Origin of the sequence: Streptomyces sp. Y2F8-2, assembly GCF_014905555.1 — a bacterium.
GTDB lineage: Bacteria > Actinomycetota > Actinomycetes > Streptomycetales > Streptomycetaceae > Streptomyces > Streptomyces cynarae.
In genome coordinates, this window is record NZ_BNGS01000001.1 from 39,197 (window position 1) to 60,363 (window position 21,167).

A 21,167-nucleotide genomic window follows, 5' to 3' on the forward strand; every position below is an offset into this window, starting at 1 on the left:
CAGTCGAGTGACCGATCACCACGAACGGAGCCGTGCCCCATGGGCGAGCAGCACACCGTGAAGTTCCCCCAGGAAGTCGTCGACGAGTACGCCGCGCTCGGCGTCGACCTGCCCGCCCTCTTCTCCGCCGGGCACCTCGGCACGCGGATGGGCGTCCAGATCGTCGAGGCGTCCGCAGAGCGCGTCGTCGGCACCATGCCGGTGGAGGGCAACACCCAGCCGTACGGACTGCTCCACGGCGGCGCCTCCGCCGTCCTCGCCGAGACCCTCGGCTCGGTCGGCGCCATGCTGCACGGCGGCAGCTCCAAGATCGCCGTGGGTGTCGACCTGAACTGCACCCACCACCGCGGGGTGCGCTCGGGCCTGGTCACCGGCGTGGCCAGCCCCGTCCACCGGGGGCGCTCCACCGCGACGTACGAAATCGTCATCAGCGACGAGAGCGGCAAGCGCGTGTGCACCGCCCGCCTCACCTGCCTGCTGCGCGATGTGCAGCCCGGCGACGAGGCGCACCTGCGCACGGCGGACTGAGCCGCGAAAGCCCGTGGCGCGCACGGCCGTTGCCCCCGGACACCCGGCGGCTTAGCGTCATGGCATGACAACGGGAGGAGTTTCCCGGCCGGGGCTGACGGCGTGCGGGGTCTGGCTCGGACTGGCGCTGCTGACGAGCACGGTGGCCACCGGCTGCGGCGCCTCCGGCCAGAGCGACGTCACGAGCGCGGGAGGGATCGCCTCCCCCTCGACGTCGCCACGGGCCACGCCCGACGAGGAGTTGTGCACGCGGGTCGTCGCCTACTGGTCGCGCAAGGTGCTGGACACCCACACCTACGGGGACTACCAGTCGATGGGGCTCTCCAACGGTCAGTGCGGGATCCTCCGGACAGTCGTGGACGCCGCGCGGGCCGAGAAGAGGCTTCAAGGCCCCGAAGCCGCCCGCAAGCTGATCGACCGTCAGTCCCGCGAGGGGTGTGCCGCCTGGTACCGCACCGGCGGCCCGAGCAAGGGCCCGTGGGGTTGAGCGGCATAGGCCCCCTCGAGCCGGGCGAGGGCACGCACGCGGGGGACGCGGACCCGGACGGTGTCCCCGGTGTCCGCCGTGGACCTCTCGCCCGACTGTTCGACCGGCACCGCCGTACGGCCCTCACGGCCGCGACAGCCGCCGCCCTCCTCGCGGCCGGCGGCTATGTCTATGCGACCAGACCCCACAAGCCACCGGCCCCGGCCCCGCCGTACCCCTCCCAGGTGGTCGACATCACCTATCTGCACAGCGAGGCCCCGCCCCGGGGCGCACCCGCCGGGAGCTTCAGTTTCGAGGTCGCACTGCGCGTGCAGTCCGGCCCACCGGTCACCGTGACACGGATGGCCCAGCCCTACGCCGGCCTGTCGCTGACCTCCGAGCCCTCCGTCCCTTTCCGGACAGCGGCAGGATCCCAGCGCAAGATCACTGTCACGATGCACGTGACGGATTGCGGGAAAGCGCCGGAGAACGCCGGACTCCCTTTCCTGGACGTAACTCTGCGTAATACGCGTGCAATAGAGGCTCACAGTTACATACCCGGGTCACGGTATGCGCACGACCTCTCGGAAGCCCTGCAAGTCGCCTGCAGCAACCGTTCCAGGTAATCACCAAAACGGCCGAGACACCTGAACGCACCCCGGCGCGTCCTGCGAGTTCTCACTATGCGGACTGGGCGAATCAGTCCGAATTCCGCTCTTCCGCCCACCCAGTACCGCTCTCCATTACCCGATGTCATAACAAGAGCGTCACAGCCTCGTTCAACCTCTCCTTTACCTCCCCCACAGCCGCTTAGAGTCACGGCCAGTCACCGCGCGGTCTGAATGTCACTTCGGCCCAGCGCTCGACTCGGCCGCTTCCAGGGGGGAGGGCCGTGCCAGGGAAAGGACTGATCGTGCGTCAACGTTCGCTCATCGCCATCACCGCCGCGCTGGCGGCGGGAGCACTCACCCTCACCGCCTGCGGCTCGCGCGACAGCGGCGACAAGGGCTCGTCCGGCAACGGTGGTACCACCGTCACCATCGGAGTCGACGCCCCGCTGACCGGCGACCTGTCCGCCATGGGCCTGGGTATCAAGAACTCGGCCGACCTCGCTGTCAAGAACGCCAACAAGCAGAACTACGTCAAGGGCATCACCTTCAAGATCGAAGCCCTCGACGACCAGAAGCAGCCGTCCCAGGGCCAGCAGAACGCCACCAAGCTCGTCGCCGACAAAAACGTCCTCGGCGTCGTCGGCCCGCTGAACTCCTCCGTCGCGCAGTCCATGCAGAAGGTCTTCGACGACGCCAAGCTGGTCGAGGTCTCCCCGGCCAACACAGGCCCCTCCCTCACCCAGGGCCCGGACTGGCAGACCAAGAAGGTTCGCCCCTACAAGTCGTACTTCCGCACCGCGACCACGGACGCCATCCAGGGCCCGTTCGCCGCCCAGTACATCTTCAACGACGCCAAGAAGAAGAAGGTCTTCGTCATCGACGACAAGAAGACCTACGGCGCGGGCCTCGCCGCCACCTTCACCGACGAGTTCAAGAAGCTCGGCGGTCAGGTCGTCGGCACCGAACACATCAACCCCGACACCACAGACTTCTCCGCGGTCGCCACCAAGGTCAAGCAGTCCGGCGCCGACATCGTCTACTACGGCGGCGAGTACCCGCAGGCCGGCCCCCTCAGCAAGCAGATCAAGGCCACCGGCGCCAAGATCCCGCTGGCCGGCGGCGACGGCATCCAGGACAAGACCTACGGCCAGCTGGCCGGTCCCGAGGCCACCGGCGACCTCGCCACCTCGGTCGGCGCCCCCGTCGACACCCTCCCCTCCGCCAAGCAGTTCGTCGCCGACTACAAGGCGGCCGGTTACAAGGACGGATACTCGGCCTACGGCGGTTACTCCTACGACTCCGCCTGGGCCATCATCGAGGCCGTGAAGAAGGTCGTCGAGGACAACGGCGGCAAGCTGCCCTCCGACGCCCGGGCCAAGGTCACGGCCGCCATGCAGAACGTCTCCTTCGACGGTGTGACCGGCAAGGTCTCCTTCGACGAGTTCGGTGACGCAACCAACAAGCAGCTCACCGTCTACGCCATCAAGAACGGTGCTTTCGAGGCGGTCAAGTCCGGCACCTTCACCGGCTGACCGAAGCCTGCACCATCCTCACGAGCCGCGCGGGGCGCTGTTCCACTGGCGTCCCGCGCGGACTCACATCCGGCCACATCCGTCGAACTTTTCCGAACGTCTCGGAGGACATGCGGTGAACGAACTGCCGCAGCAGCTGGTCAACGGCCTGCTACTGGGATCCATGTACGGGCTGGTCGCCATCGGCTACACAATGGTCTACGGCATCGTCCAGCTCATCAACTTCGCCCACGGCGAAATCTTCATGACCGGCGCCTTCGGCGCCCTGACGGTCTACGCGTACGTGCTGCCCGACGGCACGTCCATGTGGATCGCCCTGCCGCTGATGCTCATCGGCGCCATCCTGGTCGCCGTTCTCGTCGCCGTGGGAGCGGAACGATTCGCCTACCGCCCCCTGCGCAACGCGCCGCGCCTGGCACCCCTCATCACCGCGATCGGCCTCTCCCTCGCCCTCCAGCAGGCGGTCTGGGCCTGGTACCCCGACGCCAAGTCCGCCCGCACCTTCCCGCAGATCGACGGAGGCCCCTTCCACATCGGCAGCGTCACCATCCAGACAGGTGACGTCTTCCTCCTCATCGCGGCCCCCATCAGCATGGCCATCCTCGCCTACTTCGTCATGAGGACCCGCACCGGACGCGGCATGCAGGCCACCGCACAGGACCCCGACACCGCCAAGCTCATGGGCGTCGACACCGACCGCATCATCGTGATCGCCTTCGCCCTCGGCGCCACCTTCGCCGCAGTCGGAGGAGTCGCCTACGGCCTCAAGTACGGCCAGATCGACTTCAAGATGGGCTTCCTCCTCGGCCTCAAGGCCTTCACCGCGGCCGTCCTCGGTGGCATCGGCAACATCTACGGCGCCATGATCGGCGGCGTCGTCCTCGGCATCGCCGAAACCCTCGCCGCCGCCTACATCGCCGACCTCCCCGGCATGGAGAAGTTCGGCAGCCAGTCCTGGGCAGACGTCTGGGCCTTCGTACTCCTCATTCTCGTGCTCCTGTTCCGGCCCCAGGGCCTGCTCGGCGAGCGCGTCGCGGACAGGGCGTGACACCGATGACCACACAGACCACCGCACCCGACACCCCCAGCGCCCCCACCGCCGGCACCGCCCCCGGCCTCATCGGCATCCCGCCGCACATCGGCCGCGCCCTCGCCACCGCCGGCGGCGCCCTCACCGTCGTCTCCACCTTCCTCTCCTGGACGTGGACCGACGCCTTCCCCGGCAACCTCACCATCAACGGCTACCCCGGCGGACTGCAGATCCTCGTCCTCATCGGCGGCGCCCTCACCACCCTCTTCGCCCTCGCCTCCTACGGCGTCAAAGGCCTCACCTGGCTCGTGCCCGCCGGCGCCGACGCGGCCATCAAATTCGCCGCCCTCACCGCCTTCGCCACCGCCTGGTACACCGTCCTGTCGATCAGCGTCGAACTCGGCGGCCTCGTCAACCTCCAACCCGGCGGCTTCATCGTGGCCGTCACCAGCCTCGCCGCCCTGCTCGGCGCCCTCGCCCTGCCCTTCGAACGGCCCCAGCCCGACCCGATCGACCCCGACGACACCTCCTGGGAACACTTCAAGCACAAGGCCGCCCACCAGTGGGAGACGGTCAAAGCCGCCTTCGCCTCCGGCACGGCCCGCCCCGTCGGCAAACTGCCCGCCTACGCCGAGATCCTCATCATCGTCGCCGTCCTCGCACTCGGCCTGACCGTCTTCACCTACGGCATCGGCACCCAGTACGACGAACTCTTCATCGGCTTCCTGATCACCGCAGGCTTCGGCTTCGCCGCGCTCAACAAGGCCGGTCTCATCAACCAGGCCTCCCAGATCACCGCACGCCACCAGTCCATCACCACATGCGGCGCCTTCATCGCGGCGGCCCTGTTCCCCTTCACCCAGACCGACGACCAGTACGCGACCCTCGGCGTCTACATCCTCATCTTCGCCACCGTCGCCCTCGGCCTGAACATCGTCGTCGGCCTCGCCGGCCTGCTCGACCTCGGATACGTCGCCTTCCTCGGCGTCGGCGCCTACGCCGCGTCCCTGGTCTCCGGCTCCCCCAGCTCACCGTTCCACGTGCACTTCCCCTTCTGGGCCGCCGTCATCATCGGCGCCCTCGCCTCACTGGTCTTCGGCGTCCTCATCGGCGCCCCCACCCTGCGGCTGCGCGGCGACTACCTCGCCATCGTCACCCTCGGCTTCGGTGAGATCTTCCGCATCACCGCCAACAACCTGGACGGCACCTCCGGACCGTCCCTCACCAACGGCTCCAACGGCATCTCCTCGATCCCGAACCTCGACATCCTCGGGTTCGACTTCGGCGCCCAGCACAGCATCGCCGGCTTCACCATCGGCCGCTTCGCCAACTACTTCTTCCTGATGCTGATCATCACCGCCGTCGTCGTCCTCGTCTTCCGACGCAGCGGAAACTCCCGCATCGGACGCGCCTGGGTCGCCATCCGCGAAGACGAGACCGCCGCCCTCGCCATGGGCATCAACGGCTTCCGGGTCAAGCTGATCGCCTTCGCCGTCGGCGCCTCCCTCGCCGGCCTCGCCGGCACCGTCCAGGCCCACGTCACCTACACCGTCACACCCGAGCAGTACCTCTTCGCCGGCCCCATCCCGCCCAACTCCGCCTTCCTGCTCGCCGCAGTCGTCCTCGGCGGCATGGGCACCATCAGCGGCCCCCTCATCGGCGCCGCACTGCTCTTCCTCATCCCCAACAAGCTCCAATTCCTCGGCGACTACCAGCTCTTCGCCTTCGGTGTCGCACTCATCCTGCTGATGCGCTTCCGTCCGGAGGGCGTCATCCCGAACCGGCGCCGGCAGCTCGAATTCCACGAAGAGGCGGAAGCGCCCACAGTCCTCAGCACGACAGGGGCCTGACCACCATGACCACCGACACCACCACCACGGACACCACCCCGGGAGCCACCGCCCCCGGCCAGACCGTCCTCGACGCACGCGGCGTCACCATGCGCTTCGGCGGACTCACCGCCGTGCGAGGCGTCGACCTGACCGTGAACAGCGGCGAGATCGTCGGCCTCATCGGCCCCAACGGCGCCGGCAAAACCACCTTCTTCAACTGCCTGACCGGCCTGTACGTCCCCACGGAGGGCGAAGTCCGCTACAAGGGCAACGTCCTGCCGCCCAAGTCCTTCAAGGTCACCGCCGCAGGCATCGCCCGCACGTTCCAGAACATCCGCCTGTTCGCCAACATGACGGTCCTGGAGAACGTGCTCGTCGGAGGCCACACCCGCACCAAGGAAGGCTTCTGGTCCGCCGTCCTGCGCGGCCCCGGCTTCCACAAGGCCGAAGCAGCCTCCCGCGAACGCGCCATGGAACTCCTCGAGTTCGTCGGCCTCGCAGACAAGGCCGAACACCTCGCCCGCAACCTCCCCTACGGCGAGCAGCGCAAGCTCGAAATCGCACGAGCGCTCGCCAGCGAGCCCGGCCTGCTCCTGCTGGACGAACCGACCGCCGGCATGAACCCGCAGGAAACCCGCGCCACCGAGGAACTGGTCTTCGCCATCCGCGACAAAGGCATCGCCATCCTCGTCATCGAGCACGACATGCGGTTCATCTTCAACCTCTGCGACCGCGTCGCCGTCCTCGTCCAGGGCGAAAAACTCATCGAAGGCGACAGCGCCACCGTCCAGGGAGACGAACGCGTCATCGCCGCCTACCTCGGCGAACCCTTCGAAAACGCCCCCGGCGAGGAAGAGATCGCCGAAGTCGAAGCCGCCGAAGCAGCGGCCGAGACCACGACGGACGCCGCGCCCGGCAAGGAGAACGACCGATGACCGCACTGCTCGAAGTCGAAGACCTCCGAGTCGCCTACGGCAAGATCGAAGCCGTCAAGGGCATCTCCTTCAAGGTCGACGCCGGCCAGGTCGTCACCCTCATCGGCACCAACGGCGCCGGCAAGACCACCACCCTGCGCACCCTGTCGGGCCTGCTGAAGCCCGTCGGCGGACAGATCAGATTCAACGGCAAATCGCTGAAGAAGATCCCCGCCCACCAAGTGGTCTCCCTGGGCCTCGCCCACTCACCCGAGGGCCGGCACATCTTCCCCCGCATGACCATCGAGGACAACCTCCGCCTCGGAGCGTTCCTGCGCAACGACAAGCCAGGCATCGAAAAGGACATCCAGCGCGCCTACGACCTCTTCCCCATCCTCGGAGAACGCAGGAAGCAGGCCGCAGGCACCCTCTCCGGCGGCGAACAGCAGATGCTCGCCATGGGCCGCGCACTGATGTCCCAGCCGAAGCTGCTCATGCTCGACGAACCCTCCATGGGCCTCTCGCCGATCATGATGCAGAAGATCATGGCGACGATCGCCGAACTGAAGTCCCAGGGCACGACCATCCTGCTCGTCGAGCAGAACGCCCAGGCGGCACTCTCCCTGGCCGACCAGGGGCACGTCATGGAGGTCGGCAACATCGTCCTCTCGGGGACGGGCCAGGACCTGCTGCACGACGAGTCGGTGCGCAAGGCGTACCTCGGCGAGGACTGAGCGCGCTCTCTCTCGGCCACACGCCGAACGACGAGGCCCGCACCCCGTGGCAACGGGATGCGGGCCTCTCCGCTGTACCGACGGGGATGTCAGCCCTTGGCGGCCTTCTTCTCCTCCGCGTCCTGAATGACAGCCTCCGCAACCTGCTGCATGGACATACGACGATCCATCGACGTCTTCTGAATCCACCGGAACGCAGCCGGCTCCGTCAGCCCGTACTCCGTCTGGAGGATCGACTTCGCCCGATCCACCAGCTTCCGGGTCTCCAGGCGCTGCGAGAGGTCAGCGACCTCCTTCTCCAGCTCCTTCAACTCCGTGAACCGCGAGACAGCCATCTCGATGGCCGGAACGACATCACTCTTGCTGAACGGCTTCACCAGATACGCCATCGCACCCGCGTCCCGCGCCCGCTCCACGAGGTCACGCTGCGAGAACGCCGTCAGCATCAGCACCGGCGCGATACGCTCCTCGGCGATCTTCTCCGCCGCCGAGATGCCATCGAGCTTCGGCATCTTCACATCGAGAATCACCAGGTCGGGCTTGTGCTCACGGGCCAGCTCGACGGCCTGCTCGCCATCGCCGGCCTCACCGACGACGGTGTAGCCCTCCTCCTCGAGCATCTCTTTGAGATCGAGCCGGATGAGCGCCTCGTCCTCGGCGATGACGACACGGGTCGTCAGCGGAGGCACGTGCGACTTGTCGTCGTCGGGTACGGGCTGGGGCGACTCGGCGGCGGTCACGGGGGCTCCTCGTTCAGGGCAGGGGTACTGCTGACAAGAGCCTACCTAGCTGCGGTAAGGTAGTGAGCACGGAGTCGGCCTTAACCTTCGATTCCTAGGGCCCCGGTAGTCCAATTGGCAGTAGACAATGGTCTCAAACACCATACAGTGTGGGTTCGAGTCCCACCCGGGGCACTTTTCCTTTGATTCCAAGGTCGCCCAACCCGTAGCGGATGTTCCCGTTCTCGTGAACATCCGCTATTTGGCGCGTGCCGTCACCATCGTTAACCCATGGTGGCCGCATGAACCTTCATGGCACTGAAGTACGACAGCGGGCGCTCACACTGCTGCGCAACGGCGAGACGAACGCCGATGTGGCTCGGAAGCTCAAGGTGCCGAAGGGGACAATCAGCTACTGGAAACACATGGACCGAGCCAAGCGCGGCGAGTGTCCCGGTCGCGTTCAACGGCCACCATGTCCGCGATGCGATGAGGCACTGAACGGTTCGGCATACGCCTACCTCCTCGGCCTCTATCTCGGAGACGGCCACATCGTTCGGAATCGCGCCATGCGGTCACCCAGCCTGTCGATCGCATGCGCCGACGCGCATCCCGGGCTCCTGAGCCAGTGCGAGATCGCCATGCGCGCGGTGTTCCCGAACAACTCAGTGTGCAGGGTCCGCCGGAAAGGGTGCTGGGAGGTGAAGCTGTACTCCATGCACATGTGGTGCCTGTTCCCACAGCACGGCCCCGGGAAGAAGCACGAACGCCGCATCGCCCTCGAACCCTGGCAGCAGGCCCTCGTCGACGCGCACCCCTGGGAATTCATCCGTGGCCTCATCCACTCCGACGGCTGCCGTATCACCAACTGGACCACCCGGCTCGTCGGTGGTGAACGCAAGCGCTACGAGTATCCGCGGTACTTTTTCACCAACACGTCGACCGACATCGTCAAGCTCTTCACGGACACTCTCGACAAGGTGGGCGTGGAGTGGAAATCGCTCAACCAAAGCCGCGCTGCCGTGACGATCTCCATCGCCCGCAAAGCCTCCGTCGCCCTCATGGACGCCCACGTTGGCCCCAAGTACTGACCGACTACTTCGGGCTGTCGTCCTCCCCGATGTGATGCACCCGGACCATGTTCGTCGAGCCCGACACCCCCGGCGGCGAGCCCGCCGTGATCACCACCACGTCGCCCTTCTGGCAGCGGCCGTACTTCAGCAGCAGTTCGTCGACCTGGTCGACCATCGCGTCCGTGGAGTCCACGTGCGGTCCCAGAAACGTCTCCACGCCCCAAGTGAGGTTGAGCTGCGAGCGCGTGGCCGGCTCGGGGGTGAAGGCGAGGAGCGGGATCGGGGAGCGGTAGCGGGAGAGGCGGCGGGCGGTGTCGCCGGACTGGGTGAACGCGACGAGGAATTTCGCGCCGAGGAAGTCGCCGATCTCCGCTGCCGCACGGGCGACGGCGCCGCCCTGGGTGCGGGGCTTGTTGCTGTCGGTCAGGGGCGGTAGGCCCTTGGCGAGGAGGTCTTCCTCGGCGGCCTCGACGATGCGGGCCATGGTCCTGACCGTTTCGATGGGGTAGTTGCCGACGCTGGTCTCGCCGGAGAGCATCACGGCGTCGGTGCCGTCGATGACGGCGTTTGCCACGTCGGAGGCCTCGGCGCGGGTGGGTCGGGAGTTCTCGATCATCGAGTCGAGCATCTGGGTGGCGACGATGACGGGTTTGGCGTTCCGCTTGGCGAGTTTGATGGCGCGCTTTTGGACGATCGGGACCTGTTCGAGTGGCATTTCGACGCCGAGGTCGCCGCGGGCGACCATGATGCCGTCGAAGGCGGCGACGATGTCGTCGATGTTCTCGACCGCCTGGGGTTTTTCGACCTTGGCGATGACGGGGAGTCGGCGGCTTTCTTCGTCCATGATGCGGTGGACGTCCTTGATGTCCCGGCCGCTGCGCACGAATGAGAGTGCGATGACGTCGAAGCCGGTGCGCAGGGCCCAGCGGAGGTCGTCTTCGTCCTTTTTGGAGAGTGCGGGGACGGAGACGGCGACTCCGGGCAGGTTCAGTCCCTTGTGGTCGGAGACCATGCCGCCTTCGACGACGGTGGTGTGGACGCGGGGGCCGTCGACGGCGGTGACCTGGAGGCAGACTTTGCCGTCGTCGACGAGGATGCGTTCGCCGGGGGTGACGTCGGTGGCGAGGCCGGCGTAGGTGGTTCCGCAGGTCTGGCGGTCTCCTTCGGCGCCTTCTTCGACGGTGATGGTGAAGGTGTCTCCGCGTTCAAGGAGTACGGGGCCTTCGGTGAAGCGGCCGAGTCGGATCTTCGGGCCCTGAAGGTCGGCGAGGATTCCGACGCTGCGGCCGGTTTCGTCGGCGGCCTTTCGTACGCGTTGGTAGCGCTCCTCGTGTTCGGCGTAGGTGCCGTGGCTGAGGTTGAAGCGGGCGACGTCCATTCCGGCTTCGACCAGTGCCTTGATCTGGTCGTATGAGTCGGTGGCGGGGCCCAGAGTGCAGACGATCTTTGCTCGGCGCATGGTGCGAGCCTATGACTTACCGGCCGGTAGAGAATTCGTTGTGCGTGACTCCTCAACAACCTTTGAGTGAAGCCTTGTTGCCAAGTGTTGAATTGTGCGGCCTCCCGCTCCGATGAGCATCCGAGGGAAATTGCCGCGGCATATTCACCGGCACCGGGGCCCCGGGTCGAGGGGGCGGGGCCCCCGGGGGCTGCTCCGCAGGCCGCCGAGGTCACCGGATCGCAACCTGCGGGGACTGTTGCCGTTGGTCATGTTCGGGTCAGAATCTACGCGCGTCGTTGACCTTTTCCCGAGGAGCTCGAGAGATGCCGTTGAACCGCCGGAAGTTTCTGAGGAGATCCGCTGCGACCGGGGCGGGGGTGGCGCTGGCGGGTGCCGCGGCGGCTCCGGCGGCCGAGGCCGCCCCCGCGGAGAGGGCCCGGAAGCGGTATGCGCTGACCGTGATGGGGACGACGGATCTGCACGGTCACGTCTTCAACTGGGACTACTTCAAGGACGCGGAGTACGCGGACAAGGCGGGCAACGCGCAGGGCCTGGCCCGGATCTCGACGCTGGTGAATCAGGTGCGCGAGGAGAAGGGCCACTGCAACACGCTGCTGCTGGACGCGGGTGACACGATCCAGGGCACGCCACTGACGTACTACTACGCGAAGGTTGATCCGATCACCGCTGAGGGCGGTCCGGTGCATCCGATGGCGCGGGCGATGAACGCGATCGGGTACGACGCGGTGGCGCTGGGGAACCACGAGTTCAACTACGGCATCGAGACGTTGCGGAAGTTCGAGGCGCAGTGCGACTTCCCGCTGCTGGGTGCGAACGCGCTGGATGCGAAGACTCAGCGGCCGGCGTTCCCGCCGTACTTCATGAAGACCTTCCGTGTGCCGGGCGCTCCGCCGGTGAAGGTCGCGGTGCTCGGTCTGACGAATCCGGGTATCGCGATCTGGGACAAGGCGTATGTGCAGGGCAGGCTGACGTTTCCGGGTCTGGAGGAACAGGCGGCGAAGTGGGTGCCGAGGCTGCGGTCGATGGGTGCGGATGTGGTCGTGGTGTCGGCGCACTCGGGTGCGTCGGGCACGTCGTCGTACGGTGATCAGGTGCCGTACGTGGAGAACGCGGCCGCGAACGTGGCGCGGCAGGTGCCGGGTATCGACGCGATTCTGGTGGGGCACGCGCATGTGGAGATCCCGGAGTTGAGGGTCACCAATGAGCGGACGGGCCAGACGGTCGTCCTGTCGGAGCCGCTGTGCTACGCCGAGCGTCTCACGCTGTTCGACATCGACTTGGTGTTCGACAAGGGTCGGTGGGAGGTCGAGTCGGTGTCAGCGTCGCTGCGGAATTCGAACACGGTCGCCGACGACCCGAAGATCACCAAGCTGCTGTCGGACGCGCATGCCGCCGTGGTGACGTATGTCAATCAGGTGGTCGGCAAGGCGACGCAGACGCTGACGACAGTGGAGGCGAGGTACAAGGACGCGCCGATCATCGATCTGATCACCAGGGTGCAGGAGGATGTCGTCAGGGCGGCGCTGGTGGCCACGGAGTTCGCGTCGCTGCCGGTGATCGCGCAGGCGTCGCCGTTCTCTCGGACGTCGGAGATCCCGGCGGGGGATGTGACGATCCGGGATCTGTCGAGTCTGTACGTGTACGACAACACGCTGGTGGCGAAGCTGATGACGGGTGCGCAGTTGCGGGCGTACCTGGAGTACTCGGCGGAGTACTTCGTGCAGACGGCGGCGGACGCGCCGGTCGATATGGAGAAGTTGACGAACGCGGGCGGTCGGCCGGACTACAACTACGACTACGTCTCGGGTCTGGCGTATGACATCGACATCGCGCAGCCGGCCGGTTCGCGGATCAGGAATCTGTCCTTCTTCGGGGCCCCGTTGGACGACGGGCAGCAGTTCGTTCTGGCGGTGAACAACTACCGCGCGAACGGTGGCGGTGCCTTCCCGTATGTGGCGTCGGCCAGGGAGCTGTGGTCGGAGTCGACGGAGATCCGGACCCGGATCGCGGAGTGGGTGACGGCGAAGGGGGTCCTGGATCCGAAGGACTTCGCGTCGGTGGACTGGCGGCTGACGCGGGACGGCACGCCCGTCTTTTGATGGCCGCTGAGGGTTGAGCAGGTCAGGCGGGCGGCGCCGGCGCGGGTTTTCGTGTCGGCGCCGCCTGGTTTCCCAGGCTTCTACCGTTCGTCGACGAGTGGGGTGAGGATCTGGGGCCGTCGGCTGGGCGGGATGCGGTCGGGCTGCTGGAGTCCGAAGGTGGTGAAGGCGGTTCGGCGGGGCAGGGGGTAGGGCTCTTTGCCGGTGAGGGAGTTGAGGATGGTGGCGCTGCGCCAGGCGGCGAGGCCGAGGTCGGGGCTGCCGACGCCGTGGGTGTGGAGTTCGGCGTTCTGGACGTAGACGTGTCCGGTGACGGTGGGGTCGAGGATCATGCGGAAGTGGTCGTCGATGCGGGGGCGGCCGCTCGAGTCGCGGTGCAGATAAAGGTCGAGTCCGGCGAGGAGGCGGCCGAGGGGGCGTTCGCGGTAGCCGGTGGCGAGGACAACGGCGTCGGTGGTGAGGCGGGAGCGGGTGTCCTGCTGGACGTGTTCGAGGTGGAGTTCGATTCGGGTGGTGCCGACGCGGCCGGCGGTGCGGACGCGGACTGCGGGGGTGAGGACGGTGTCGGGCCAGCCGCCGTGCAGGGTGCGTCGGTAGAGCTCGTCGTGGATGGCGGCGATGGTGCCGGCGTCGATGCCCTTGTGGAGTTGCCATTGGGCGGAGACGAGGCGGTCGCGTACGGGTTCGGAGAGGGCGTGGAAGTAGCGGGTGTAGTCGGGGGTGAAATGTTCGAGGCCGAGCTTGGAGTACTCCATGGGGGCGAAGGCTTCGGTGCGGCCGATCCAGTGGATCCTCTCGCGGCCGGCCGGGCGGTGGCGCAGCAGGTCGAGGAAGACTTCGGCGCCTGACTGGCCGGAGCCGATGACGGTGATGTGGTCGGCGGCGAGGATCGTGTCGCGGTGCTGGAGGTAGTCGGCGGCGTGGATGACGGGTAGGCCGGGGGCTTCGACGAGGTGTTCGAGGGGTTCGGGCACGTGGGGTTCGGTGCCGACGCCGAGGACGATGTTGCGGGCGTGGGTGCGGCCGAGGGCTTGGACTTGGCCGGCTGTGTCGAGTTGGGTGTAGTCGACTTCGAAGACGTCGGCGTCGGGGTTCCAGCGGACGGCGTCGATCTGGTGTCCGAAGTGGAGTCCGGGCAGGTTGCCGGCGACCCAGCGGCAGTAGGCGTCGTATTCGGCGCGCTGGATGTGGAAGCGTTCGGCGAAGTAGAAGGGGAAGAGGCGGTCGCGGGTCTTGAGGTAGTTGAGGAAGGACCAGCGGCTGGCGGGGTCGGCGAGGGTCACCAGGTCGGCGAGGAAGGGGACTTGGAGGGTGGCGCCGTCGATGAGGAGGCCGGGGTGCCAGTCGAAGCCGGCGCGTTGTTCGTAGAAGGCGGTGTCGAGTTCGGCGAGGGGGTGGGCGAGGGCGGCGAGGGAGAGGTTGAACGGGCCGATGCCGATGCCGACGAGGTCGCGGGGTGCGTCGGGTTCGTGGTGGGTCGGGGTGGTCATCGGGGCGTGCTTCCTTCCACCAGGTTCAGGAGTGCGGCCAGGTCGCCGGGCCGGGTGTGGGGGTTGAGGAGGGTGGCTTTGAGCCACAGGCGGCCGTCGAGGCGGGCGCGGCCGAGGACGGCGCGGCCGTCGTTCAGGAGGGTGCGGCGGACGGCGGCGACGGTGTCGTCGGACGCTCCGGTGGGCCGGAACAGGACGGTGCTGATGGTGGGCGGGGCGTGCAGTTCGAAGGCAGGGTGGGCGGCCAGGAGGTCGGCGAACTCGTGTGCGAGGGCGCAGACCTCGTCGACGAGGGTGCCGAGTCCGGTGCGGCCGAGCGTCTTGAGGGTGACGGCGATCTTGAGGATGTCGGGGCGCCGGGTGGTGCGCAGGGAGCGTCCGAGGAGGTCGGGCAGGCCGGCGTCGGTGTCGTCGTCGGCGTTGAGGTAGTCGGCGCGGTGGTGCAGCGTGTGCAGGTCGTGGGGGTCGCGGACGGCGAGGAGGCCTGCGGCGACCGGCTGCCAGCCGAGTTTGTGCAGGTCGAGGGTGACGGTGTGGGCGCGCTCCAGGCCGGTGAGGAGGGCGCGGTGGCGGTCGCTGAAGAGGAGTCCGCCTCCGTAGGCGGCGTCGATGTGGAGGCGGGCGCCGTGGGTGGCGCACAGGTCGGCGAGGGCGGGCAGGGGGTCGATGAGGCCGGCGTCGGTGGTGCCTGCGGTGGCGGCCACCAGAACGGGTCCGCGGGGGCCGGCCAGGTCGGTGAGGGCGGCGTGGAGGGCGGCGGGGTCCAGGGTGCCGCGCGGGGTGGGCAGGACGACGGGCTGCGGCAGTGCGAGGAGCCAGGCGGCGCGGGTGAGGGAGTGGTGGGCGTTGGCCCCGCAGACGAGGCGGACGGTGCCGTGGGCTTCGCGGGCGAGGAGGAGGGCGAGCTGGTTGGCTTCGGTGCCGCCGGTGGTGACGAGGGCGGTGGCGGTTTCCGCCTCCGGGGCGCCTGTGTCGGCGTAGACCTCTTGGGCGAGTGCGCGGGTGACGAGCGTTTCGAGTTCGGAGGCTGCCGGTGCCTGGTCCCAGGAGTCGAGGGAGGGGTTGAGGGACGAGGCGGCGAGGTCGGCGGCGGTGGCGACGGCCAGGGGCGGGCAGTGCAGGTGGGCGGCGCACAGCGGATCGGCGGGGTCAGCGGCGCCCTCCGCGAGGGCGCGCACCAGGGCTCGTACGGCGTCCGGGTCGCCCTTGTCCGGCAGGACGTCGCCGACGGCGTCGCGTACTCGGGCGGCGACCGCGGTGGGGCCGCCGGCGGGCAGGGGGCCGCCGCGCGCTCGTGCGCCCTCGTGCAGGGCGTCGAGGACGGTGGCGAGCAACGGCCGCAGGGCGCTCGGTCCGTCGGGTCCTGAGGCGAGGGGCGGCAAGCTCATGGGATGTCCTCCCGGGGGCGCGCGGCAAGGGTAGTCAAGCCTGGCGGCAAGGGGGTTCGACACGCCCGAAGAGGACAACGATCAGACCTGAATGCAGGTACTGCCCCGGTGAGGACAGGAACGGGAAAGGGCGGCGGGGGCGGCGCGCGCGGCGCGCGTTCGGCGCCCGGTGGTGAGCCGGGCGCCGGTCTGTGGGGAGGCCGGCCCCTTACGCCTCGCGGATGCGCAACGCCCGGGCCAGGTCGTCGAGTTCGTCGACGAGCCTGCGGCGCAGCGCCGGGGTGGGGTCTGCTTCGCGCAGGCACTGTTCGCCGCGGCGGAGGGTGTCCTCGCTCACGGCGTGGCGGGGGAACGCCCAGCGGCCGGCGGCGGTGGCGATGGCGGGGCCGCGGCGGGCGGCGACGGCCGGCGCGTCGGTCCAGTAGCGGTCGACGTACTCCTCGACGAGGTCGGCCTGCTCGGGCTGCCAGAAGCCCTGGGCTGTGGCGGTGAACAGGTAGTTGGACAGGTCGTCGGTGGTGAACATCGCCTCCCAGGCGCGCCGCTTCGCCTCCTCGTCGGGCAGAGCGGCGCGGCAGCGGGCGGCGCCTTCCTGGCCGGTTGCGCTGGGGTCGCGGGCGAGTTCGTCGGCGATCGTGGCCTCGTCGACGGCGCCGAGGACGGCGAGGCGGCCGAGGATGCGCCAGCGCAGTTCGGGGTCCAGTTCGGGTCCGCCGGGCACGGTTCCGTCGGCGAGCCAGGCGGCGATGGTGTCGGGGTGGGCTGCGGCGTCGATGAAGTGGCGCACCGCAATCAGGCGCAGCCCCGGGTTGTCGCCGTCCTCGGTGCGGCGGATGAGGTCGCGGCACAGTGCGGTGAGGGTGGCGAGGGCGGCGGGGCGGGCGAGGGGGGTACCTCCCTGCTCGAGCGGAGTCGAGAGCTTGGCGGAGGGCAGGTAGCGGTCGGCGATGTGGCCGGAGGCGAACGCGAGGACGCCGTCGACGAGGGCCAGGTCGGTCTCGTGCGGGAGGTGGGTGCGGGCGGTGTCCAGGTAGGTGGTGGCGGGCAGCCGGGCGTCGCGGACGGCGTCGCGCAGGGCGTTCCACACGACGGCGCGGCTGAGCGGTTGCGGCAGCCCGGCCAGAGCGTTCTGGACGGTTTCGAAGGACTCGGCATCGAAGCGGACCTTGGCGTAGGTGAGGTCGCCGTCGTTCAGCAGGAGCAGGTCGGGGCGCTTGCCGAGGGGCTGGGGCGCGGCCTGCGGGATGTCGAGGTCGAGGCGTTCGCGCAGGGCGAGGGCGCCGTCGTCGGCGATGTGGTGGTCGTAGAGGCCGACGCTGATGCGGTGCGGGCGGCTGCCGTCGTGGTCGACGGTGAGCGCGTAGGTGCCGTCGGCGGCCTGGGTGAGGTGCGGGGTGAGGGTGTCGACGCCGGTGGTGCGCAGCCAGGCGTCGGCCCAGGCGTGCACGTCGCGGTCGGTGGCGCTCGCGAGGGAGTCGATGAAGTCGGCGAGGGTGGCGTTCCCGAAGCGGTGGCGGGCGAAGTGGGCGTTGATGCCGGCGAGGAAGTCCTTCTCGCCGAGCCATGCCACCAGTTGCCGCAGCGCGGAGGCCCCCTTGGCGTAGGAGATGCCGTCGAAGTTGAGGAGCGCGGAGGCGGTGTCGTCGACCGCTTCGGGGGCGACGGGGTGGGTGGAGGGCCGCTGGTCGGCGTCGTAGCCCCAGGCCTTGCGGGCGACGCCGAAGTCGGTCCAGGTGTCGGTGAAGCGGGTGGCTTCGGTGAGGGTCTGGTAGCCCATGTACTCGGCGAAGGACTCGTTCAGCCAGATGTCGTCCCACCAGCGCAGGGTGACGAGGTCGCCGAACCACATGTGGGCCATCTCGTGGGCGATGACCATGGCGCGGGTCTGGCGCTGGGTGTCGGTGACGGCGGAGCGGTAGACGAACTCGTCGCGGAAGGTGACGAGGCCGGGGTTCTCCATGGCTCCGGCGTTGAACTCGGGGACGAACGCCTGGTCGTAGGAGTCGAAGGGGTAGGGCTCCTCGAACTTCTCGTGGTAGCGGTCGAAGCACTGGCGGGTGATCTCGAACAGTTCGTCCGCGTCGGCGTCGAGGTGGGGGGCGAGGGAGCGGCGGCAGTGGATGCCGAAGGGCAGCCCGCGGTGCTCGGTGGTGACGGAGTGCCACGGTCCGGCGGCGACGGCGACGAGGTAGGTGGAGATGAGGGGGGTGGTGGCGGCGCGCCACAGGCCGTCGCCGTCGTGGGTGGTGATGCCGTTGGCGAGGACGCTCCAGCCCTCGGGTGCCTTGACGGTGAGGTCGAAGACGGCCTTGAGGTCGGGCTGGTCGAAGGCGGCGAAGACGCGCTGGACGTCGTCCAGGAACAGCTGGGTGTAGACGTATGTCTCGCCGTCGGTGGGGTCGGTGAAGCGGTGCATGCCCTCGCCGGTGCGGGAGTAGCGCATGACGGCCTCGATGCGCAGTTCGTGCTCGCCGGCGGTGAGGTCCTTCAGCGGCAGCCGGTTCTCGACGAGGGTGGTGGGGTCGAGGGGCTGTCCGTCCAGGGTCGCGGAGCGCAGCTCGGCGGGCTTGAGTTCGACGAAGGTGTCCCCGGCCGTGCGGGCGGTGAAGCCGATGACGGTACGGGAGTCGAAGGTCTCGTCGCCGCCGGTCAGGTCGAGGGAGATCGCGTAGCGGTGGACGTCGAGGAGCCGGGCACGGGTCTGCGCTTCGTCGCGCGTGAGTACGGACATGGGGGACATGCTGCCCGATGCCGCCGAGCGGGCACAGGGGCGGTCCGGTACACGCGCTATGTCCGTCCGTCGTCGCGTGCGCTGGTGGGTGCGCGGGGCGGCTCGGTGGCGTGGTCGTCGCGCTGGCCCGGGAGGCGGGGCTCCGGGTGCGGCAGGGCGCGTGCCGGGGGCGCGGTGCCTTCCTTGAGCCGGGCGCGCAGGGCGCGGACCTCCTGCTCCAGCGTCCGGGAGCGCTGGTGGGCGTTGTAGAGGTAGCGGACCTTGGTGCGCAGGGCCCAGGGGTCGACGGGCTTGGTCACGAGGTCGGCGACACCGAGCGCGAAGGCGGCGGAGGTGAGTTCGGCGTCGATGCCGAAGCCGGTGAGCAGGATGACGGGGATGTGCTGGGTCTGCTCCACCCGCCGCATGTAGCGCACGACGTCGAGACCGCTGACCTTGGGCATGCGCACGTCGAGGAGCAGAAGGCCGACCTGGCCGCGCAGCACTTCCTTGAGTGCGGCATCGCCATTGGTCGCGCGGGTCACGCGGTAGCCCAGTGGGGCGAGGGCGCTTTCCAGCGCATAGAGCGTGTCCACATGGTCGTCGACGATGAGAATCCTGGCATCAGACGGCATGGCCCGAGGTCCCCTCGCTTGGGCAACCAGCTTATGCCGGAACCGTCTTACCGCGCGCACCTTTGACCGGACAAAGAGCCTTTCGGCCGATTCGGAAGACGTACGCATGTCCGACGGGCGTTCGATCGATCGAGCATATGTCCGCCTGGTCGGTGCGCGGTGGCGCCCGGGTGGCCGACTGCCTGCCGGGCGCGACCGCGGCCGTGCCGCCCGGGTCCGCGGCCGCCCGGGTCCGCGACCGCTCGGCAGTCGGCGGCCCTCCCGGCGGGCCGGACCCTCGTGCATCCCCGGCGCGGCACGTGCGGTGAGGTGCGGAAGACGCGGCGCGGGAGGCGCGGCGCGGGAGGCGCGGCGCGGGAGGCGCGGCGTAGAAGGCGCGCCACAGGGAGGCGGGCCGGCCGCGGATGTCACTCCGTGGGGGTGTCCGTCGCCGATGTGGCGTCCCCGGCGATGCTCTCGTGGTGGCGGATGACCTCCGCGATGATGAAGTTGAGCAGCTTCTCTGCGAACGCGGGATCAAGTTTCGCGCTCTCGGCGAGCCGGCGCAGCCGGGCGATCTGAGCGGCCTCCCTGGCCGGATCGGCGGGCGGCAGCTGGTGCGCGGCCTTGAGGTGGCCGACCTGCTGGGTGCACTTGAAGCGCTCGGCGAGCATGTGGACGACGGCGGCGTCAATGTTGTCGATGCTGTCGCGCAGCCGGGCCAGTTCGGCGCGCACGGCCGGGTCGACGTCTCCGGTGGTGCTGTGGCGGGTGGTCATGGGCGACCACCCTACGGGGCGGGCCGTTCCTCGATCATCGGCGTCCGAAGTGCGGATCGCTCCCCTCCGCGCGCCCGGCGCACGACCGCCCGCCGAGGGCGCACCGCCCCGGTGGCGCGGCGCCGCGTGTACGCTCCCGCCCCCGACCGCGAGCCCGCCTACAGTGGAAGCACAGCCGGCGTCTTTAGGGGGTGCGGACGTGGCGAACGGCGGACCGGTCGAGCACGGCTATCCACATCTGGACACGGTGCGGGCGGCCATCACCGCCCTGTACAAGCGGCTCTCGTACGACACCATCCGCACCTTCGCGACCAGTGTGCTCCCTGCCGACGTCGCCTTCTGCGACCAGGACGACCTGCACCTGGGGGCGCAGCGGGTGGCGCGCGAGTTGGTGCGGCACTACCGGCTGCCGGACGCCCGGGTGATCGTCAGCTTCCGTGAGATGACGCACGCGGCGAACGTCGAACTCGCTGCGGGTCCCGAGTACTTCGTGGAGCTCAACGACCGGTTCCGCACCCATCGCCGGGACATCGGCGCGGCCCTCGCGCACGAGGTGATGCATGTCTATCTGCACCGTCTCGGCCTCTCCTTCCCCGGCACGCGTGACAACGAGATCCTCACCGACACGGCGGCGACCTACCTGGGCGCGGGCTGGCTGCTGCTGGACGCCTTCCGCGAGGACGGGGTGTCGTCGCAGAAGCTCGGCTACCTCACCCCGGAGGAGTTCGGCTACGTGCTCGCCAAGCGGGCGCTGGTGTTCGGGGAGGACCCCGCGGTCTGGTTCACCAGCCCGCAGGCGTACACGGCGTACATGAAGGGCATGGCGCAGGCCCGCCGTGACGAGCAGCAGCCGCCGCTGACCGCGGCCGGCTGGGCGGGTCGCCGCCGCTACGCCAGGGACCGCCGCTCGGCCCAGGACCACCTGACCGTCGGTCCGCACCCGGGTGTCCCGTACTCCTTCACCCCGGCCGGCCGCGACCCGCTGCGCGTCTGCTTCCCGTGCCCGACCTGCCACCAGCGGATCCGGGTGCCGGTACGGGGGCGGGTGCGGGCGCGCTGCGGACTGTGCCGCACCGTACTGGAGTGCGACACGTAAGCTCCGGCCGTCGCCCGGAGCGACCGGAGCGCCGCGTGCGAGGGTGCGGCCGTCTCCCGGAGGGACCGGAGCGCCACGTGTGAGGTGCGG

At 68.9% G+C, this 21,167-nt stretch carries 18 protein-coding genes and 1 tRNA gene; 12 read left to right on the forward strand and 7 right to left on the reverse strand.

Annotated features, from left to right (window positions below; all coding sequences use genetic code 11):
• Positions 1–39 precede the first annotated feature (39 nt).
• From SY2F82_RS00200 to SY2F82_RS00230, 8 genes are all read left to right on the forward strand, one after another.
• A complete protein-coding gene (locus SY2F82_RS00200) occupies positions 40–528 on the forward strand; it encodes a hotdog fold thioesterase (protein ID WP_200416848.1) in 489 nt (162 codons plus the stop codon).
• A gap of 64 nt (positions 529–592) precedes the next feature.
• Positions 593–1,015, forward strand: a complete 423-nt coding sequence (locus SY2F82_RS00205; RefSeq protein WP_200416849.1) for a hypothetical protein — start codon at positions 593–595, stop codon at positions 1,013–1,015.
• The gene (locus tag SY2F82_RS38580) at positions 1,012–1,620 is read left to right on the forward strand and encodes a Tat pathway signal sequence domain protein (RefSeq protein WP_236041017.1); all 609 of its coding nucleotides are present in this window, start codon (positions 1,012–1,014) and stop codon (positions 1,618–1,620) included. The genes SY2F82_RS00205 and SY2F82_RS38580 overlap by 4 nt, the downstream gene beginning before the upstream one ends.
• Positions 1,621–1,907: 287 nt before the next feature.
• A complete protein-coding gene (locus SY2F82_RS00210; protein ID WP_200416850.1) occupies positions 1,908–3,137 on the forward strand; it encodes a branched-chain amino acid ABC transporter substrate-binding protein in 1,230 nt (409 codons plus the stop codon).
• A 115-nt stretch (positions 3,138–3,252) separates the two neighbouring features.
• On the forward strand, positions 3,253–4,185 hold the full coding sequence (locus SY2F82_RS00215; protein WP_200416851.1) for a branched-chain amino acid ABC transporter permease: 933 nt from the start codon (positions 3,253–3,255) through the stop codon (positions 4,183–4,185).
• Positions 4,186–4,190: 5 nt separating this feature from the next.
• Complete coding sequence (locus tag SY2F82_RS00220; protein WP_200416852.1) at positions 4,191–6,017, forward strand: branched-chain amino acid ABC transporter permease; 1,827 nt, start codon at positions 4,191–4,193, stop codon at positions 6,015–6,017.
• 5 nt (positions 6,018–6,022) lie between these two features.
• Positions 6,023–6,934, forward strand: coding sequence for an ABC transporter ATP-binding protein (locus tag SY2F82_RS00225; protein WP_200416853.1), 912 nt, complete (start codon positions 6,023–6,025; stop codon positions 6,932–6,934).
• On the forward strand, positions 6,931–7,647 hold the full coding sequence (locus tag SY2F82_RS00230) for an ABC transporter ATP-binding protein (RefSeq protein ID WP_200416854.1): 717 nt from the start codon (positions 6,931–6,933) through the stop codon (positions 7,645–7,647). Before SY2F82_RS00225 ends, SY2F82_RS00230 begins: the two co-directional genes overlap by 4 nt.
• An 89-nt stretch (positions 7,648–7,736) precedes the next feature.
• Here SY2F82_RS00230 and SY2F82_RS00235 read toward each other — a convergent pair whose 3' ends face one another.
• Positions 7,737–8,387: an ANTAR domain-containing response regulator gene (locus tag SY2F82_RS00235; RefSeq protein WP_103839653.1), complete on the reverse strand. Its 651-nt coding sequence runs from the start codon at positions 8,385–8,387 to the stop codon at positions 7,737–7,739.
• A 99-nt stretch (positions 8,388–8,486) separates the two neighbouring features.
• Here SY2F82_RS00235 and SY2F82_RS00240 point away from each other — a divergent pair.
• Together SY2F82_RS00240 and SY2F82_RS00245 are read left to right on the forward strand one after the other, a co-directional pair.
• Positions 8,487–8,561: transfer RNA gene (locus tag SY2F82_RS00240), tRNA-Leu, on the forward strand.
• A 107-nt stretch (positions 8,562–8,668) separates the two neighbouring features.
• On the forward strand, positions 8,669–9,457 hold the full coding sequence (locus SY2F82_RS00245; protein ID WP_200416855.1) for a helix-turn-helix domain-containing protein: 789 nt from the start codon (positions 8,669–8,671) through the stop codon (positions 9,455–9,457).
• Between the two features lie 4 nt (positions 9,458–9,461).
• Here the strand turns inward: SY2F82_RS00245 and pyk are convergent, their stop codons facing one another.
• The gene (pyk, locus tag SY2F82_RS00250) at positions 9,462–10,898 is read right to left on the reverse strand and encodes a pyruvate kinase (RefSeq protein WP_200416856.1); all 1,437 of its coding nucleotides are present in this window, start codon (positions 10,896–10,898) and stop codon (positions 9,462–9,464) included.
• A 305-nt stretch (positions 10,899–11,203) separates the two neighbouring features.
• Between pyk and SY2F82_RS00255 the strand changes: the two genes are divergently transcribed.
• Positions 11,204–13,000, forward strand: a complete 1,797-nt coding sequence (locus tag SY2F82_RS00255) for a bifunctional UDP-sugar hydrolase/5'-nucleotidase (RefSeq protein WP_200416857.1) — start codon at positions 11,204–11,206, stop codon at positions 12,998–13,000.
• A gap of 80 nt (positions 13,001–13,080) precedes the next feature.
• Here the strand turns inward: SY2F82_RS00255 and SY2F82_RS00260 are convergent, their stop codons facing one another.
• The 5 genes from SY2F82_RS00260 to SY2F82_RS00280 all read right to left on the reverse strand — a co-directional run bounded on the left by SY2F82_RS00260 (position 13,081) and on the right by SY2F82_RS00280 (position 19,981).
• Positions 13,081–14,490 carry a lysine N(6)-hydroxylase/L-ornithine N(5)-oxygenase family protein gene (locus tag SY2F82_RS00260; protein WP_200416858.1) on the reverse strand — a complete coding sequence of 470 codons (1,410 nt, stop codon included), beginning with the start codon at positions 14,488–14,490 and terminating at the stop codon, positions 13,081–13,083.
• The gene (locus tag SY2F82_RS00265) at positions 14,487–15,878 is read right to left on the reverse strand and encodes an aminotransferase class V-fold PLP-dependent enzyme (protein ID WP_200416859.1); all 1,392 of its coding nucleotides are present in this window, start codon (positions 15,876–15,878) and stop codon (positions 14,487–14,489) included. Before SY2F82_RS00265 ends, SY2F82_RS00260 begins: the two co-directional genes overlap by 4 nt.
• A 208-nt stretch (positions 15,879–16,086) precedes the next feature.
• Complete coding sequence (gene pepN / locus SY2F82_RS00270; protein ID WP_200416860.1) at positions 16,087–18,609, reverse strand: aminopeptidase N; 2,523 nt, start codon at positions 18,607–18,609, stop codon at positions 16,087–16,089.
• 56 nt (positions 18,610–18,665) lie between these two features.
• On the reverse strand, positions 18,666–19,223 hold the full coding sequence (locus SY2F82_RS00275) for a two-component system response regulator (protein WP_200416861.1): 558 nt from the start codon (positions 19,221–19,223) through the stop codon (positions 18,666–18,668).
• A 407-nt stretch (positions 19,224–19,630) separates the two neighbouring features.
• Positions 19,631–19,981, reverse strand: coding sequence for a chorismate mutase (locus tag SY2F82_RS00280; RefSeq protein ID WP_200416862.1), 351 nt, complete (start codon positions 19,979–19,981; stop codon positions 19,631–19,633).
• 199 nt (positions 19,982–20,180) lie between these two features.
• Between SY2F82_RS00280 and SY2F82_RS00285 the strand changes: the two genes are divergently transcribed.
• A complete protein-coding gene (locus tag SY2F82_RS00285) occupies positions 20,181–21,077 on the forward strand; it encodes a hypothetical protein (RefSeq protein WP_200416863.1) in 897 nt (298 codons plus the stop codon).
• Positions 21,078–21,167 lie beyond the last annotated feature (90 nt).

Excerpts from the sequence above, each read along its gene's own strand:
- pepN (WP_200416860.1), bottom strand. The coding sequence starts at position 18,609 with ATGTCCGTACTCACGCGCGACGAAGCGCAGACCCGTGCCCGGCTCCTC.
- SY2F82_RS00205 (WP_200416849.1), top strand. The coding sequence starts at position 593 with ATGACAACGGGAGGAGTTTCCCGGCCGGGGCTGACGGCGTGCGGGGTC.
- SY2F82_RS00275 (WP_200416861.1), bottom strand. The coding sequence starts at position 19,223 with ATGCCGTCTGATGCCAGGATTCTCATCGTCGACGACCATGTGGACACG.
- pyk (WP_200416856.1), bottom strand. The coding sequence starts at position 10,898 with ATGCGCCGAGCAAAGATCGTCTGCACTCTGGGCCCCGCCACCGACTCA.
- SY2F82_RS00265 (WP_200416859.1), bottom strand. The coding sequence starts at position 15,878 with ATGAGCTTGCCGCCCCTCGCCTCAGGACCCGACGGACCGAGCGCCCTG.
- SY2F82_RS00200 (WP_200416848.1), top strand. The coding sequence starts at position 40 with ATGGGCGAGCAGCACACCGTGAAGTTCCCCCAGGAAGTCGTCGACGAG.
- SY2F82_RS00255 (WP_200416857.1), top strand. The coding sequence starts at position 11,204 with ATGCCGTTGAACCGCCGGAAGTTTCTGAGGAGATCCGCTGCGACCGGG.
- SY2F82_RS00260 (WP_200416858.1), bottom strand. The coding sequence starts at position 14,490 with ATGACCACCCCGACCCACCACGAACCCGACGCACCCCGCGACCTCGTC.
- SY2F82_RS00220 (WP_200416852.1), top strand. The coding sequence starts at position 4,191 with ATGACCACACAGACCACCGCACCCGACACCCCCAGCGCCCCCACCGCC.
- SY2F82_RS00245 (WP_200416855.1), top strand. The coding sequence starts at position 8,669 with ATGAACCTTCATGGCACTGAAGTACGACAGCGGGCGCTCACACTGCTG.
- SY2F82_RS00225 (WP_200416853.1), top strand. The coding sequence starts at position 6,023 with ATGACCACCGACACCACCACCACGGACACCACCCCGGGAGCCACCGCC.
- SY2F82_RS00280 (WP_200416862.1), bottom strand. The coding sequence starts at position 19,981 with ATGACCACCCGCCACAGCACCACCGGAGACGTCGACCCGGCCGTGCGC.
- SY2F82_RS00230 (WP_200416854.1), top strand. The coding sequence starts at position 6,931 with ATGACCGCACTGCTCGAAGTCGAAGACCTCCGAGTCGCCTACGGCAAG.